Here is a 13991-nt window from a genome sequence, read left to right on the forward strand (position 1 = left end):
ATAATTAAGGAAAAAACGGTGATTCTAACGAGCGCTTTAGTTTCCCCCGTCACTTTCCTGCTCCCTTATTCAAATGTCTTGCGCTTTTTCAGCTCAAAGTCGCGGCCCAGGTATACGCGGCGCACGGTTTCGTCGGCGGCCAGCTCCTCGGCGGTACCGGCTTTCAGCAGCTTGCCCTCGAAAAGCAGGTAAGCGCGGTCTACGATTTCGAGGGTCTTATGCACATCGTGGTCGGTAATGAGTACGCCGATATTCTGGTTTTTAAGCCGGGCCACGATGCCCTGAATTTCTTCGGTGGCAATAGGGTCTACCCCCGCAAAGGGCTCGTCGAGCAGTACAAACTTGGGGCTCACGGCCAGCGCGCGGGCTATCTCGGTGCGGCGGCGCTCGCCGCCGCTCAGCACCTTGCCCAGGTTTTTGCGCACGTGGCTCAGGCTAAACTCTTCGAGCAGCTGCTCCACCTTGTTGCGCTGGGCGGCCTTGGGCATATCCGTCATTTCGAGCACCGAGAGAATATTCTCCTCCACGCTCAGGTCGCGGAATACGCTGGCTTCCTGGGCCAGGTAGCCCATGCCGCGCCGGGCCCGCTGGTAAATGGGCAGGCGGGTTACCTCCTCATCGTCGAGAAAGATGCGGCCGCCATTGGGCTTTACCATGCCCACCATCATGTAAAAGCAGGTGGTTTTGCCCGCGCCGTTGGGGCCCAGCAGCCCCACTATTTCGCCCTGCTCCACGGTGAGCGACATGTCATTGACGACAGTGCGGGCTTTATATTGCTTGACGAGGTGCTCGGCGCGAAGAATCATAGGCTGGGACAAAGGTAAAACGGCCGGGGCCAGCCGGCAGCGGTTTGGCTACTAGCGCCGTGGGCAGGTAAAAATTGCCCTTATCGGGCAAGGTTACCCGCCCGGCTGGCCGGCTTCCATTTTCAGTCTCACTCTCTTCCTAGCTTTGCGCGGGTCGGGCTCCCGCATAAGCGGCAAAGCCCGCGCCCGCTTAAAAACAGTAGAAATAATCTCTATAATGACCCCTGACGCTCAGAAGCAACAGTTTTTTCACGAAATCATGGTGCGGTTGCAGGCGCAGGGCTTGCGTGTGGCGCGCCTGGACCCGACCCGTCCCTGGGGGGCTTCTTCGTACTCGATGAAAGCCAGGCGCAGCAGTTTGCCGATAGCTATTTCAATGGTCTGGACGTGGCGAAGCTGCGGATTTCGGGCCAGCTTAGCCCCAAGGTGCTGCTCGTGGCGCCGCACCAGCGCCTGAGCTGGCAGTACCATCACCGCCGCGCCGAAATCTGGCAGGTGGTGGAAGGGCCGGTGGGCGTGGCCATCAGCGATACCGACGAGCAGACGGAAGTGAAATCGTACCAGCCCGGCGAGCGCGTTATTTTGAAGCAGGGCGAGCGCCACCGCCTGGTGGGCCTGGCGGGCTGGGGCGTAATTGCCGAAATCTGGCAGCACACCGACGCCACCCGGCCGTCGGATGAGGATGACATTGTGCGCGTGCAGGACGACTTCGGCCGCTAGGCGTGGCCGCCGGAAGCGCGACGCCGCAAACTGCCGGCCCGTTGGTGCTGTTACTGAGGCCACCGCGCCCGACCTTTGCGGCTTCGTACTTTCTTGCCGGCCCGCGGGCGGCTGCTGTTTATGGTAGAATTTGTTTTTCGCCGCGCTGCGGCCGGGCGGCTGGGCTGGCTGCTGGCGCTGGTGCTGCTGTGCGCCCAGGTGGCGCAGGCCCAGATTGAGCGGCCCGTATCCTGGAAGTTTGCCGCTTCGCCAGCCGATAAAACCGGCTTAGTCACCTTTACAGCCACGGCTACCATTGCCGGTAACTGGCACATCTACTCGCAGTTTATCGAGGAAGGTGGGCCCGAGCCCACGAGCTTTAAGTTTACGCCTTCGGCCGACTACGAGCTGGTGGGCAAGGTAGCGGAAAGCCCCGAGCCGGTGAAGGCATTTGAAAAGGCGTTTAACATGAACATCGCCTACTTCCCCAAGCGGGCCGTGTTCAGCCAGAAGATTCGCCTCAAAGCCGCCAAAACAACCGTGAAGGGCACCGTCACCTTCATGGTGTGCAACGATGAGAAGTGCCTGCCGCCCGACGACCTTGACTTCAGCGTGGCCGTGAAAGGAGCCGCCGCGCCGGCTGCGGCCCAGCCCGCTCTGCCGCCCGCGTCGGCCGTCAAAACGACCCCAAAAGCGGCTTCTGCTCCCCTGGCTACGCCTGCCCCTGTCGCCACGAAGCCAGCCGATACGGTCGCCTTCCGGCCCGACGCTGGCCCGGCGCCGACACTAGCCCCCGCCGCGGCGGCCGACTCGGCAGTAGCGGCCAGTAAGCCGGCCGTGGCCGCGGCCACGGCACAGGCAGTATCCGCACCGGCGACTGCGCAGTCGCTGTGGGCTATTTTTTTGGCGGGCTTTGTGGGCGGGCTGGCCGCGCTACTCATGCCGTGCATCTTCCCGCTGCTGCCGTTCACGGTCAGCTACTTCACCAAGGGTGAGTATTCGAAGGCCGGCTCGGTAGGCCGGGCGGCGTTTTATGGCCTGAGTATCATCGTTATCTACGTGGCGCTGGGCTTGCTGGTAACCGTCGTGTTCGGGGCCGATGCGCTCAACAACCTGGCCACCAACGGGGTTTTTAATCTGGTGTTTTTCGCCTTGCTGGTGGTGTTCGCGGCTTCATTTCTAGGCGCGTTCGAGCTGACCTTGCCCAATTCCTGGATTGCCAAAACCGACACCCAGGCCGACAAGGGCGGCCTGGCGGGCATCTTCTTCATGGCGGCTACGCTGGCGCTGGTGTCGTTTTCGTGCACCGGGCCCATCATCGGCACCTTGCTGGTGCAGGCGGCCAGCACGGGGCATTTGCTGTCGCCGGCACTAGGTATGTTTGGCTTCTCGCTGGCGCTGGCGCTGCCCTTCACGGTGTTTGCCGCGTTTCCGGCGCTGCTCAAATCTTTGCCCAAGTCGGGCGGCTGGCTAAACTCGGTGAAGGTGGTGCTGGGCTTCCTGGAGCTGGCGCTGGCCCTGAAATTCCTTTCCAACGTGGACCTGGCTTACCACTGGCAGTGGTTCGACCGTGAGGTCTTTCTCTCGCTCTGGGTTATCATCTTCACACTGCTGGGCTTCTACCTGCTGGGTAAAATCCGGTTCTCGCACGATAGCCCGCTGGAATATGTGTCGCTGCCCCGGCTGTTTCTGGCCATTATCGTGCTGGCCTTCACCACCTACCTGGTGCCGGGCCTGTGGGGCGCACCGCTGCAAGCCGTGTCGGGCTTCCTGCCCCCGCAGCACACCCAGGATTTTGACCTCTACACGCCTACCCTGGGCGGTGGCGCAGGTCCGGCCGCCGCGCCCCACGCGCAGCACAAGTACGGCAACCTGTTTCGCGCGCCGCTGGGCCTCGATGCGTACTTCGACTACGATGAGGCCCGCGCCTATGCTCAGAAAGTTAACAAGCCGATACTCATCGACTTCACCGGCAACGCCTGCGTCAACTGCCGCAAGATGGAAGCCACCGTGTGGCCCGACCCGCGCGTGCTCCAGCGCCTACGCAACGACTTCGTGCTGGTGCAGCTTTACGTAGACGACAAAACCGAGCTGCCCGCCAACGAGCAGGTAGAGTCGAAAGTGCAGGGTGGCAAAACCATTCGCACCATCGGCAACAAGTGGAGCGAGTTCCAGGCCAGCCGCTACAATGCCAACTCGCAGCCCTTCTACGTGCAGCTTGACCCCGCTACCGAGCGCGTGCTGGCTACCCCGCAGGGCGCCAACTACGACCCCGACAACTTCGTGCGCTTCCTCGATGCCGGCCTCGCGGCCCTGCGCGCCGGCCATCACTAGCATGGCAGCGGTGAGGGAGCCCGCCGGCCGGCGCTGGCTGCGCTACGGCTTGGCCCTATTGTTTGTGGGTGCGGGCCTGCTGCACTTCATCCGGCCCGAAACCTACCTGCGCATTATGCCGCCGGCCCTGCCCGCGCCCCGGCTGCTGGTGCTGCTCAGCGGCGCGGCCGAGGTAACCGGCGGTCTGGGCTTGCTGCTGCCCGCCACCCGTCGCTGGGCCGCGTGGGGCCTGCTGGCGCTGCTGGTAGCCGTATTGCCGGCTAATGTGTACATGTTACAAATATGCGAAAAATTGCATATTCCGGCCTGGGTAGCGTGGGCTCGCCTGCCACTGCAGCCACTGCTGATGTGGGCCGTGTGGCGGATTACTCTGGGACGACCTGTAGCCCGGATTTTATAGTCCGCGCTCGACCTGCTTCTGTACAGACTACAAAGTCCGCCCTCCTTCGCTTTAGCTACTACTTTCGCCGCCTATGTCGCAACCTTCTTTACAGCGCCGTTTGGGTCTGGTGCAAGCCACGGCCCTCAATATGATTGATATGGTGGGCATCGGGCCGTTCGTGACCCTGCCGCTGGTGATGGGTTTCATGGGCCCCAACTTCCTGCTGGCCTGGCTGGCAGGCGCGGCGCTGGCCGCCGTCGATGGCCTCATCTGGAGCGAGCTGGGCGCGGCCTACCCCGAGGCGGGCGGCTCGTACCGCTTCCTCAAGCTGGCCTACGGCGAGCAGAAGTGGGGGCGCTACATGTCGTTTCTCTACGTCTGGCAAACGCTTATTCAGTCGCCACTGGTGCTGGCGTCGGGGGCCATTGGCTTTGCCCAATACTTCAGCTACCTCGTGCCGCTGCCGCTGTGGTGGCAGCCCAAGCTGGTGGCCGGCTCGGTCGTGTTGTTGCTGATTGCGCTGCTCTACCGCCGTATTGAGGATATTGGCAAGCTGGGCGTGGCGCTGTGGGTGGGCGTGCTGGGCCTCATGGGCTGGCTAATTTTCGGCGGCCTCACCCACGCCAACCACCCGGTGGCCTGGCTGCCGGCCGGCGGCGTGGGCAAGCTGCCGGGGCTGCTTATTTCGGTGGCAATGGGCCAGGCGGCCGTTAAAACCGTGTATTCGTACCTTGGTTACTACAATGTGTGCCACCTCGGGGCCGAAATTAAAGGTCCCGAAAAGGTCATCCCGCGCAGTATTTTCCTGAGTATTCTGGGCATCGCAGCGCTGTATCTACTGCTCAACTGGAGCGTGGGTACCGTTATTCCGTGGCAGGAAGTACAGACCTGGCAGGCCGGGGCGGGCGACAAGTCACAGTTCATTATCAGCGTGTTTATGGAGCGGCTCTACGGGCCGGCCGCGGCGCAGGCGGCCACGGCGCTGGTGCTGCTGGTGGCGTTTGCCTCACTGTTTGCGGTGCTGCTGGGCTATTCGCGCATCCCCTACGCAGCAGCGGCCGATGGCGAGTTTCTGCCGGTTTTTGGTAAGCTGCATCCTACCAAGCAGTTTCCCTACGTGTCGCTGCTACTGCTGGGCGGCGTGGGCTTCGTATTCAGCCTGCTGTTCCGGCTGGGCGAGGTGATTTCGGCCATCCTGGCCATGCGTATTCTGGTGCAGTTTGTGGGGCAGGCGGTGGGGCTGGTGCTGCTGCGCCGTCGGCGTGGCACGGCGTCGCTGCCTTTCAAAATGCCGCTCTATCCCTTGCCCGTCATCGTCGTTATCCTGGTGTGGCTGACGGTGTTCGTGGGTATTGCGCCGGCCGAGGTAAGCTGGGGCGGGGTGCATTTCAAGCTGTATTTTCAGCTGGCTGCCGTGGGCATGATGGCGCTGGGGAGTATAGCCTTTTTGCTATGGAGCCGGCAGGCTGGGAAGTGGCCATATGCGCGGTAAGCTAACCCTAAAAAAGAACGTCCTGTTGACGAAGAAACCAAGACGTTCTTTTTTTATTCCCGATAGCCTGATTACCCCAGCCGCTTTTCGTAGCAGAAAAAACGCAGTCCCGGCCGGAACGCCAGCTTTATCTCGCCTGCAAACCGATACCCCAGCTTCGGAAAAAGCCGCTGGGTAGCTGCGTTTTGGGAGTTGGTATCGACGCGCAGGGTGCGCAAGTTTTGCAAAACAGCCTCCTGCTCGGCTTGGCGCAGCAGCGCGGCGGCCACGCCCCGGCCCTGGGCCGCGGGGGCCACGGCCAACCGGTGCGTCACGAGGGCCGGCTCGGTCGCATCCCAGTCGGCATCAGCATATTCGGGGTCCTGGTCCTGAGTAAGGGCGGCCACGCCTTCGATTTCGCCCAGGCGCTCGGCCACCCACAGGTGCTGCTTTTCAATATCTTGCCGGAAAACGCCTTCGTTCGGGTAGTCGGTGGTCCACTGAAAGTTGCCGCTGGCATTCATCAGCGGCACCACGGCGCGCACCAGCGCTACGATGGCCGGCAAATCGGCCACCGTGGCGCGGCGAATGGTCAAATCAGTTGTCATATTACAGGTTAGCCGCGCCGCAATACCTCGGCCGCTTCCTTGGCAAAATACGTCAAGATGGCATCGGCCCCGGCGCGCTTGATGCTCAGCAGCACTTCCATCATGGTCTTTTCGCCATCGACCCAGCCCTGCTGGGCAGCGGCCTTGATGAGGGCGTACTCGCCGCTCACGTTGTAGGCCGTCACGGGCAGGTTGGTGTTGTTCTTCACTTCCCGAATGATGTCGAGGTAGCTTAGGGCGGGCTTAATCATCACCATGTCAGCGCCTTCGGCTTCGTCGAGCTGTAGCTCGCGCAGGGCTTCGAGGCGGTTGGCGGGGTTCATCTGGTAGCTTTTCTTGTCGCCTTTTTTGGGCGCCGAGTCGAGCGCATCGCGGAACGGACCGTAGAAGGCCGAGGCGTACTTCGCAGTGTAGCTCATAATGCTCACGTGCTGAAATGCGTTGCGGTCGAGTACGTCGCGTATCCAGGCCACGCGGCCGTCCATCATGTCCGATGGCCCGATGATATCGGCCCCGGCGCGGGCCTGGGCCAGCGCCATCTGCCCCAGCACTTCGAGTGAGGCATCGTTCAGGATTTCGCCGGTTTTCTGGTTTACCACGCCATCGTGGCCATCCGACGAGTAGGGGTCCATGGCCACGTCGGTCATAACTACCACGTCGGGAAACTGGCGCTTGATGTCGGCCACCGTTTTCAGGTACAGCCCGTCCATGTTGGTCGATTCGCGGGCCAACGGGTCTTTTAGGGCGTCGTTGAGGCCCGGAAACGGCGCAAATGCGTTGATGCCCAGCGCCACGGCCGCGCCAATCTCGTCGATAATGCGGTCGGCCGAGTAGCGATACACGCCGGGCATCGACTTTACTTCGAGGCGCTGGTTCTGGCCTTCAACTATAAAAACCGGGTAAATAAAATCGTGGGCAGTAAGGCGGGTTTCCTGCACCATGTCGCGGATAACCTGCGACTTACGGTTGCGGCGGGGGCGGTGAGTTGGAATCATAGCAAAGACAACAGGCGGCCGGGCTGTTTGTGTGCCTACCCAGCCGCAAAATAATGACTTCCCAGGATAAACTTGGGCTTTACTTTATATAATATAAATTAAAATATATGTTATATCACGCCTTTTTCTTTTTGCCACTTACTAACAAGTACAGCAGCGCCAGTACGACCAGCCCCGCCGCCGTGTAGCCCAGCGCGGTAAAGAAGCCGACGCTGAAAATCAGATTGACCAGCGCGGCCAGACCGGCCAGTACCACTGCTATTACTCCGATAAAAAATAGCGCCACGCGGCCCAGCCCGCTTTCGGCCGCTCCTTCAGTGGTAGGCTTGCGGCCAGGGCGATGCACCAGCTGCTGTCTGGTGGCTACTGCCGCCAGGTGCCGGAGCGGGGCCACCAGCGCGGCGCGGTGCTGGGGGCGAGCCGGCTCAGGCATATGGGGAACGGTAGTGGTAAGCACTGGCGCAGCTTCCGGCGCCGGCTCGCTGGTCGGGCTTACCGGAGCCGATACGGGGCTGGCCAATACCGGCTGGCTCGGCACCGGCTGAAATGAGAAGCTGGGGCGGCTGCTCTGGCAGCTGCTGGCCAGGCCGGCAATTGCCAGCATGAGCGCAAGCGAATAGGAGCGAACCAGGCGAAAGCGCGTAGCAAAAGGCATAGAAAAGAACGTCAAAAGAAAAACGCGGAGTGTACTCTACGGATACCGGGCGCTTTCCGCTACGCTCCGGCTAGTTTCGCGGCGGCAGCATAGCCAATACCCGTGCCCAGGGCTACGCCCATGCCATTGCAGCGCACGGCGGCCAGCACGCCCGGCCGCACCCAGTCGATAATCGGGGCCAAGGCGGGGCCAAAGCCCATGACCCCACTCCAGCGGTAGTCGATACGGGGCTGCTGGCCCGGCACGATGACTTCATGCAGCAGATTCTCAAGATATTGCTGCACGGGAGCCGTAAGGCCCGGTGTAGTAGTGGCTTCGGCCGCAAAGTCGAGGTTGCGCCCGCCGCCGAGCAGAATACGGTGGTCGGGCAGCTGGCGGAAGTAGGTATAGCCGTGGTCGTAGTGAAAGGTGCCGGGCAGCGCCACGTCGGGCAGCGGCTCCGTCACGAGCACCTGCCCGCGGCCGGGCGTCACGGCCAGCTCGGGCAGCAGCTCGGCGGCAAACGCATTGGTTGCCAGCAGCACTCGGCTGGCCTGCACGGCGGGGCCGGCGGCCAGGTGCACCAGCTGCCCCGCCCCCGAAGGCTCCAGGGCGGCCACATCGCAGCCCGTTAACACGGGCACATCAGCGGCCCAGGCGCGGGCCAGCAGGGCGCGCATCATGCGGCCCGCGTCGAGGCTGCCTTCGTGCTCATTTTTCAGCAATGTGCTCACGCCGCCGAAGCCAAAGCGGCCCGCCTGGTCGCTGGCATCGCGGAAGGTGCGGGCGTGGCCCACTACCGGCCGCAGCAGCTCGTTGAAATACCCGATTTTAGCCCGGCACTCGGCAGCCAGGGCAGCTTCCTGGTGGCGAAACAGCTCGTAGCCACCCACGGGCTGGTAATCGAGGGTGGCGTCGCCCAGCAGCTCGCGCAGGCGGGCCAGCCCCGCCCAGCGGGCCGCTACCACGGCTTGCAGGTCGCCGCGCTTTTCCTGCTCAATCAGCTCCGAAACCGACCCAAAGCAGGCAAAGCCGGCGTTTTTGGTCGAAGCTCCGCTGGGTAGCGGCCCGCGCTCCAGCACTACCACCCGCCAGCCGGGCCGTTGCTGCTTCAGGTACAGCGCTGCCGTGAGGCCCACCAGCCCCGCCCCGATGATAACCACATCGGCCGGGCCAAAAAAAGACTCGTGCTCCCAGTAAGAAAGCATAAGCGCAAGGTTTCGCAAAGTGAAAAGAGGTTTCGCAAGGTAATAGTCGTCCAAACTTCTCAAGCCTCGCGAAACCTCTGTTGACCTCGCGCAATCTTGCGCTTAGAAGGCCATCAGTACTTCCTCAATAATGCCACAGGCCTCGCGCAATTCGCTTTCGGTAATCACTAGCGGCGGCGCAAAGCGGATAATATCGCCGTGCGTGGGCTTGGCCAGCAGGCCGTGCTGCATGAGGCTGACGCACACGTCCCAGGCGGTGCGGCCATCGGCGGCGGGCCGGATAACTACCGCGTTGAGCAGGCCCCGGCCGCGCACCAGCTCCACCACGTCGGGCCGGCGCTGCTGCACGGCCCGCATCTGCTGGCGGAAAATTTCGCCCAGCCGATAGGCATTGTCGGCCAGCTTTTCGTCGAGCAGCACGTCGAGTGCGGCCTGCATCACGGCGCAGGCCAGTGGGTTGCCGCCAAACGTGGAGCCGTGCTGCCCCGGCTGAATGGTGAGCATTATCGCATCATCGGCCAGCACCGCCGATACCGGCAGCACGCCGCCGCTCAGGGCTTTGCCCAGAATAAGAATATCGCCGCGCACTTCTTCGTAGTCCGTAGCCAATAGCTTGCCGGTACGGCCCAGGCCGGTCTGAATCTCGTCGGTGATAAGTAGCACGTTGTGCTCGCGGCACAGCTCGGCGGCCCGTTTCAGGTAGCCCTCGTGCGGCACTACTACACCCGCCTCACCCTGAATGGGCTCAATCAAAAAGCCGCAGACGTGCGGGTCTTTCAGTGCCTCGGCCAGCGCCTCACTGTCGTCGTACGGCACTACCTGGTAGCCTGGTACGAAGGGTCCGAAGCCGCCCGTACTGTCGCCGTCGGTGCTGAACGAAATAATGCCCGTGGTGCGGCCGTGGAAGTTGTGCTCGGCCACCACAATGCGCGCCTGGTTGGGCGCAATGCCTTTTTCCTGGTAGCCCCACTTGCGGGCCAGCTTAAGCGCCGTTTCCACGGCTTCCGCTCCCGAGTTCATCAGCAACGCCTTCTCGTAGCCAAACAGCTCGCAAAGCTGCTTTTCGGCCGCGCCCAGCCGGTCGTTGAAAAATGCTCGCGAAGTCAGCGTCAGCTTCTGCGCCTGCTCGGTGAGCGCCCCAATAATGCGCGGGTGGCAATGGCCCTGGTTTACGGCCGAATACGCGGAAAGGAAGTCGAAGTACTGCTTGCCGGCCACATCCCAGAGCTGCACGCCCCGGCCCCGGCTTAGCACCACGGGCAGCGGGTGGTAGTTATGCGCCCCGTACTGGTCTTCGAGCTGCATAAGCTCTTCGGCGCGCGAACTGGTCAGCGTGTTATCGGTGGTGGACTGCATAGGGAAAAGGCGGCTAAAAGGGTGGGAGAGAACACTGTCGGGTCGCTCAAAATTACAAACAAAGCAGCGGCTTTTTCGGCCCGCCGCCGGGCTGCCGCTACCTTTGCGGCCTATGGAAACCCTGCACCATCCCGATGCCCCTCAGGCCGTGGGCCCTTATGCCCAGGCCATTGTAGCGGGCGGCTTTGTCTTCTGCTCGGGCCAGACGCCCCTGGTGCCCGCCACCATGCGCATCGAGGCCACTACGATAGAGGAGCAAACCCGCCAGGCGCTCACCAACCTGCATACCGTACTATCGAGCCGCGGCCTGAGCTTGGCCAACATCGTGAAAACAACGGTGTTTCTGAAAAATTTCGCCGATTTTGCCCGCATGAACACAGTGTACGCCGACGTTTTCGGCGCGCATCGCCCGGCCCGCACTACCGTCGAGGTATCGCGCCTGCCCCTCGACGCGCTGGTTGAAATCGAGTGCATCGCCGCCCTGCCCGATGCCCGCTAGCGCCCAGCCCCAGCCGCTGCAGCCCGGCGACTTTTACTACACGCCCGAAGGCTACCTGGTCTTTACGGCCCAGTATCACCTGCGCCGGGGCACCTGCTGCGGCAGCGGGTGCCGCCATTGCCCGTGGCGAGGAAAATGTGGCAAATAAGGAAAATGTTAAGAATGTGAAAACGAAAAGCTGCCGGGTAGTAGGGCATCTTGCACATTTCCAAATTTTTACATCTTCACATTTTTTGCGTATATTTGCGGCCCGTTTCGGAATAGCATCATCTAACCCTTCGATATCATGGCCCGAGTTTGTGATTTGACCGGCAAGCGTACCCGCGTAGGTAACAACGTGTCGCACGCCAACAACAAGACCAAGCGTAAGTTCTACCCCAACTTGCAGAAAAAGCGCTTTTACATTCCTGAGCAAGATGCCTGGGTTACGCTGAAAGTAGCCGCTTCGACCATCCGCACCATCAACAAGAACGGCATCATGGCCACCTTGAAGAAGGCCAAGGAGCAAGGCTTTATTGTGTATTAGTATCCGCTTTCGGTACTGTAAAGGATATCTTTTTCGGGTTTGTTGCTAAAAAGCCCCTTGTGCCAGGCGCACCGGGCTGGATGGGCAGAAAGCAGGCCGACAATACGTTGCGGTTTTTCGAAAAAAAACCGTACCTTTGCAGTCCTAAATTAAAAAATTAACCCCCCTCCCGTCGCGATGGCCAAGAAAGGAAACCGGGTGCAGGTTATCATGGAGTGCACCGAGCATAAAAACTCGGGTATGCCGGGCACCTCGCGCTACATCACCACCAAGAACCGCAAGAACACCCCCGAGCGCATCGAGCTGAAGAAATTCAACCCGATTCTGCGTAAAATGACTGTTCACAAGGAAATTAAATAACCTGAGTCATGGCTAAGAAAGTAGTAGCAACCCTGAAAACTGCCACCGGCAAAGACTGGGCGAAAGTAATTCGTGCCGTGCGCTCGGAGAAGACCGGTGCCTATACCTTTAAAGAGGAAATGGTACCCGTTGACAAGGTGCAGGAAGTTCTGGCCAGCAATAAGTAAGCTGCCCAGCCGCTGATGAAGCAAAAAAGTCCCACCTTCGTGGGACTTTTTTCGTGTAAACCAATTTCTGTCAAGCTGAAGAACGAAGCATCTTATCACGGCTGCGTTCGTCAGAGTTACTACTCATCATTGCGGCGCGGGCGTGATAAGGTCCTTCGCAAGCTCAGGACGACACGCTAAGTATATGGGCCTCTTCGACTTTTTTAAGAAAGACAAGGAAAATAAAGAGCAGCAGCAGGCGCTCGACGAAGGCTTGCAGAAGACGAAAACCAGCTTCTTCGACCAGCTCAGCAAGGCCGTGGTGGGTAAAAACACCGTGGACGAAGCAGTGCTCGACGACTTGGAGACGTTGCTCGTACACGCCGATGTAGGCATCGATACCACCGTGAAAGTCATCGACCGCATCGAGAAGCGGGTAGCTCGCGACAAGTACGTGAGTACCAATGAGCTTGACCGCATCTTGCGCGAAGAGATTGTGGGTCTGCTTGATGCACACGGCGACCGTACCGGCTCGCGGGCTATTCTTGACCGGCCCGATAGCCCGGGCCATCCGTTCGTCATCATGGTAGTGGGCGTCAATGGCGTGGGCAAGACGACGACCATCGGCAAGCTGGCGCACCGCTTTCATGCGGCGGGCAAGAAGGTAGTGCTCGGTGCGGCCGATACCTTCCGGGCCGCGGCCGTCGACCAGCTCATTGTGTGGGGCCAGCGAGTGGGCGTGCCCGTTATCTCGCACGGCATGAACACCGACCCCGCCGCCGTAGCCTACGACGCCGTGCTAAAAGGCGTGGAGATGGGCGCCGACGTGGTCATCATCGACACTGCCGGCCGCCTGCACAATAAAGTGAACCTGATGAACGAGCTGAGTAAAATCAAGCGCGTCATGCAGAAGGTTATCCCCGAAGCCCCGCATGAAGTATTGCTCGTGCTCGATGGCAGCACCGGTCAGAACGCTTTTTTGCAGGCCAAGGAGTTTACCCGCGCCACCGAGGTATCGGCCCTGGCCATCACCAAGCTCGACGGTACCGCCAAGGGCGGGGTAGTTATTGGCATTTCTGACCAGTTTAGTATTCCGGTTCGCTACATAGGAGTTGGGGAAAAGATGACTGACTTGCAGCTATTTGACCGCCACACGTTTGTCAATTCATTGTTTAAAAAATAGCTTTTCTGTAAAAATACTCCCGCCAAAAGCGTTCGGTAGACTACCGGGCGCTTTTGTGCGTTGAAAAGCTCAGTTACTAGCTATCTCTGTAATGCGCATTCTCCTTCTCTGCCTGCTGGCCAGCGGGCTGCTGGCCGCCTGCAACAGCAATACCGATGCAGCCTCTACCATTCCTTATGTGCCAGTAAACGTGCAGCTTGACCTGCTCGACCAGCAAAATAAGGCCCTGCGTTTCGATAACGGCGTGGTAGCTATTCCGCCGGGTAGCGCCAATGGGCACGGTGGCGTAAAGGGCATCTACGTGGTACGGCAGAATGCTACAAGCTACCTGGCCTTTGAGCGCAATTGCCCTTACCAACCGCTAAGTGCCTGCGCTACCATTAGCCTCGACCATAGCTCACACCTCTACTTTCAGGATAGCTGCTGTACCTCGCACTTCAGTCTGCAAGGCCAGGTGACGTCGGGCCCCGCCACCCGCTCGCTACGACAGTATACAACCAATCTCGATGGTAGTTTATTGACAATCACAAACTAAAAGACTTTTTTTGAGAAAAGCACGCAAATTATTACGAGAAGCTTGTTTTTTGGAAAACACCTCCCCTATCTTTGCAGCCCGAAAGCGCCGGTTTCGGAATATAAAGCTTCCTTAGCTCAGCCGGTTAGAGCATCTGACTGTTAATCAGAGGGTCCCTGGTTCGAGCCCAGGAGGGAGCGCTACATGTTAAAAGCCCGCTGTAAATCAAGAGTTTACAGCGGGCTTTTTCATGGTGTGCCCGCTGGTGTG

The 13991-nt window shown here is 60.4% G+C and carries 16 protein-coding genes, 1 tRNA gene and 1 pseudogene; 12 read left to right on the forward strand and 6 right to left on the reverse strand.

From position 1 onward, the window contains the following. Window positions 1–65: 65 nt before the first annotated feature. Complete coding sequence (lptB, locus tag F6X24_RS04540; RefSeq protein WP_151086828.1) at window positions 66–806, reverse strand: LPS export ABC transporter ATP-binding protein; 741 nt, start codon at window positions 804–806, stop codon at window positions 66–68. 217 nt (window positions 807–1023) lie between these two features. Between lptB and F6X24_RS04545 the strand changes: the two are divergent. The 4 genes and pseudogenes from F6X24_RS04545 (at window position 1024) to F6X24_RS04560 (ending at window position 5713) form a co-directional block, all read left to right on the forward strand. Continuing rightward, window positions 1024–1526, forward strand: a pseudogene (locus F6X24_RS04545) (phosphoheptose isomerase). A gap of 120 nt (window positions 1527–1646) precedes the next feature. Beyond that, a complete protein-coding gene (locus F6X24_RS04550) occupies window positions 1647–3839 on the forward strand; it encodes a protein-disulfide reductase DsbD family protein (protein WP_151086829.1) in 2193 nt (730 codons plus the stop codon). 10 nt (window positions 3840–3849) lie between these two features. Then, entirely contained in the window at window positions 3850–4239 is a 390-nt protein-coding gene (locus F6X24_RS04555; RefSeq protein WP_229725351.1) for a DoxX family protein, read from the forward strand. A 73-nt stretch (window positions 4240–4312) separates the two neighbouring features. Continuing rightward, window positions 4313–5713: an APC family permease gene (locus tag F6X24_RS04560; protein ID WP_151086831.1), complete on the forward strand. Its 1401-nt coding sequence runs from the start codon at window positions 4313–4315 to the stop codon at window positions 5711–5713. A 71-nt stretch (window positions 5714–5784) separates the two neighbouring features. Here F6X24_RS04560 and F6X24_RS04565 read toward each other — a convergent pair whose 3' ends face one another. The 5 genes from F6X24_RS04565 to rocD form a co-directional block, all read right to left on the reverse strand. Then, on the reverse strand, window positions 5785–6300 hold the full coding sequence (locus tag F6X24_RS04565; protein WP_229725353.1) for a GNAT family N-acetyltransferase: 516 nt from the start codon (window positions 6298–6300) through the stop codon (window positions 5785–5787). Between the two features lie 8 nt (window positions 6301–6308). Continuing rightward, window positions 6309–7295 carry a porphobilinogen synthase gene (gene hemB / locus F6X24_RS04570; protein WP_151086832.1) on the reverse strand — a complete coding sequence of 329 codons (987 nt, stop codon included), beginning with the start codon at window positions 7293–7295 and terminating at the stop codon, window positions 6309–6311. 115 nt (window positions 7296–7410) lie between these two features. After that, on the reverse strand, window positions 7411–7950 hold the full coding sequence (locus F6X24_RS04575; protein ID WP_151086833.1) for a hypothetical protein: 540 nt from the start codon (window positions 7948–7950) through the stop codon (window positions 7411–7413). A gap of 59 nt (window positions 7951–8009) precedes the next feature. Continuing rightward, window positions 8010–9137 (reverse strand): NAD(P)/FAD-dependent oxidoreductase, encoded by a 1128-nt coding sequence (locus tag F6X24_RS04580; protein ID WP_151086834.1) that lies wholly within the window; start codon window positions 9135–9137, stop codon window positions 8010–8012. Window positions 9138–9239: 102 nt separating this feature from the next. Next, window positions 9240–10493, reverse strand: a complete 1254-nt coding sequence (gene rocD, locus F6X24_RS04585; protein ID WP_151086835.1) for an ornithine--oxo-acid transaminase — start codon at window positions 10491–10493, stop codon at window positions 9240–9242. Window positions 10494–10605: 112 nt separating this feature from the next. On the opposite strand from rocD, the gene F6X24_RS04590 reads away from it, so the two are divergent. The 8 genes from F6X24_RS04590 to F6X24_RS04620 all read left to right on the forward strand — a co-directional run bounded on the left by F6X24_RS04590 (window position 10606) and on the right by F6X24_RS04620 (window position 13921). Then, entirely contained in the window at window positions 10606–10992 is a 387-nt protein-coding gene (locus F6X24_RS04590) for a RidA family protein (protein WP_151086836.1), read from the forward strand. Further along, window positions 10982–11140: a DUF5522 domain-containing protein gene (locus F6X24_RS18875; protein WP_191906459.1), complete on the forward strand. Its 159-nt coding sequence runs from the start codon at window positions 10982–10984 to the stop codon at window positions 11138–11140. The genes F6X24_RS04590 and F6X24_RS18875 overlap by 11 nt, the downstream gene beginning before the upstream one ends. Window positions 11141–11278: 138 nt before the next feature. Continuing rightward, window positions 11279–11518 carry a 50S ribosomal protein L28 gene (gene rpmB, locus F6X24_RS04595; RefSeq protein WP_068339669.1) on the forward strand — a complete coding sequence of 80 codons (240 nt, stop codon included), beginning with the start codon at window positions 11279–11281 and terminating at the stop codon, window positions 11516–11518. Between the two features lie 177 nt (window positions 11519–11695). Next, the gene (gene rpmG, locus F6X24_RS04600) at window positions 11696–11878 is read left to right on the forward strand and encodes a 50S ribosomal protein L33 (RefSeq protein ID WP_133659579.1); all 183 of its coding nucleotides are present in this window, start codon (window positions 11696–11698) and stop codon (window positions 11876–11878) included. Window positions 11879–11886: 8 nt separating this feature from the next. Next, on the forward strand, window positions 11887–12045 hold the full coding sequence (locus F6X24_RS04605) for a DUF4295 domain-containing protein (RefSeq protein ID WP_151086837.1): 159 nt from the start codon (window positions 11887–11889) through the stop codon (window positions 12043–12045). Between the two features lie 184 nt (window positions 12046–12229). After that, window positions 12230–13207 (forward strand): signal recognition particle-docking protein FtsY, encoded by a 978-nt coding sequence (gene ftsY / locus F6X24_RS04610; RefSeq protein ID WP_151086838.1) that lies wholly within the window; start codon window positions 12230–12232, stop codon window positions 13205–13207. 91 nt (window positions 13208–13298) lie between these two features. Further along, the gene (locus F6X24_RS04615; RefSeq protein ID WP_151086839.1) at window positions 13299–13742 is read left to right on the forward strand and encodes a Rieske (2Fe-2S) protein; all 444 of its coding nucleotides are present in this window, start codon (window positions 13299–13301) and stop codon (window positions 13740–13742) included. A 105-nt stretch (window positions 13743–13847) separates the two neighbouring features. Then, window positions 13848–13921: transfer RNA gene (locus tag F6X24_RS04620), tRNA-Asn, on the forward strand. Window positions 13922–13991: the final 70 nt, after the last annotated feature.

It is taken from the genome of Hymenobacter baengnokdamensis, assembly GCF_008728635.1.
Lineage (GTDB): Bacteria > Bacteroidota > Bacteroidia > Cytophagales > Hymenobacteraceae > Hymenobacter > Hymenobacter baengnokdamensis.

Excerpts from the sequence above, each read along its gene's own strand:
- lptB (WP_151086828.1), bottom strand. The coding sequence starts at position 806 with ATGATTCTTCGCGCCGAGCACCTCGTCAAGCAATATAAAGCCCGCACT.
- F6X24_RS04550 (WP_151086829.1), top strand. The coding sequence starts at position 1,647 with ATGGTAGAATTTGTTTTTCGCCGCGCTGCGGCCGGGCGGCTGGGCTGG.
- F6X24_RS04560 (WP_151086831.1), top strand. The coding sequence starts at position 4,313 with ATGTCGCAACCTTCTTTACAGCGCCGTTTGGGTCTGGTGCAAGCCACG.
- F6X24_RS04565 (WP_229725353.1), bottom strand. The coding sequence starts at position 6,300 with ATGACAACTGATTTGACCATTCGCCGCGCCACGGTGGCCGATTTGCCG.
- hemB (WP_151086832.1), bottom strand. The coding sequence starts at position 7,295 with ATGATTCCAACTCACCGCCCCCGCCGCAACCGTAAGTCGCAGGTTATC.
- F6X24_RS04575 (WP_151086833.1), bottom strand. The coding sequence starts at position 7,950 with ATGCCTTTTGCTACGCGCTTTCGCCTGGTTCGCTCCTATTCGCTTGCG.
- F6X24_RS04580 (WP_151086834.1), bottom strand. The coding sequence starts at position 9,137 with ATGCTTTCTTACTGGGAGCACGAGTCTTTTTTTGGCCCGGCCGATGTG.
- rocD (WP_151086835.1), bottom strand. The coding sequence starts at position 10,493 with ATGCAGTCCACCACCGATAACACGCTGACCAGTTCGCGCGCCGAAGAG.
- F6X24_RS04590 (WP_151086836.1), top strand. The coding sequence starts at position 10,606 with ATGGAAACCCTGCACCATCCCGATGCCCCTCAGGCCGTGGGCCCTTAT.
- F6X24_RS18875 (WP_191906459.1), top strand. The coding sequence starts at position 10,982 with ATGCCCGCTAGCGCCCAGCCCCAGCCGCTGCAGCCCGGCGACTTTTAC.
- rpmB (WP_068339669.1), top strand. The coding sequence starts at position 11,279 with ATGGCCCGAGTTTGTGATTTGACCGGCAAGCGTACCCGCGTAGGTAAC.
- rpmG (WP_133659579.1), top strand. The coding sequence starts at position 11,696 with ATGGCCAAGAAAGGAAACCGGGTGCAGGTTATCATGGAGTGCACCGAG.
- F6X24_RS04605 (WP_151086837.1), top strand. The coding sequence starts at position 11,887 with ATGGCTAAGAAAGTAGTAGCAACCCTGAAAACTGCCACCGGCAAAGAC.
- ftsY (WP_151086838.1), top strand. The coding sequence starts at position 12,230 with ATGGGCCTCTTCGACTTTTTTAAGAAAGACAAGGAAAATAAAGAGCAG.
- F6X24_RS04615 (WP_151086839.1), top strand. The coding sequence starts at position 13,299 with ATGCGCATTCTCCTTCTCTGCCTGCTGGCCAGCGGGCTGCTGGCCGCC.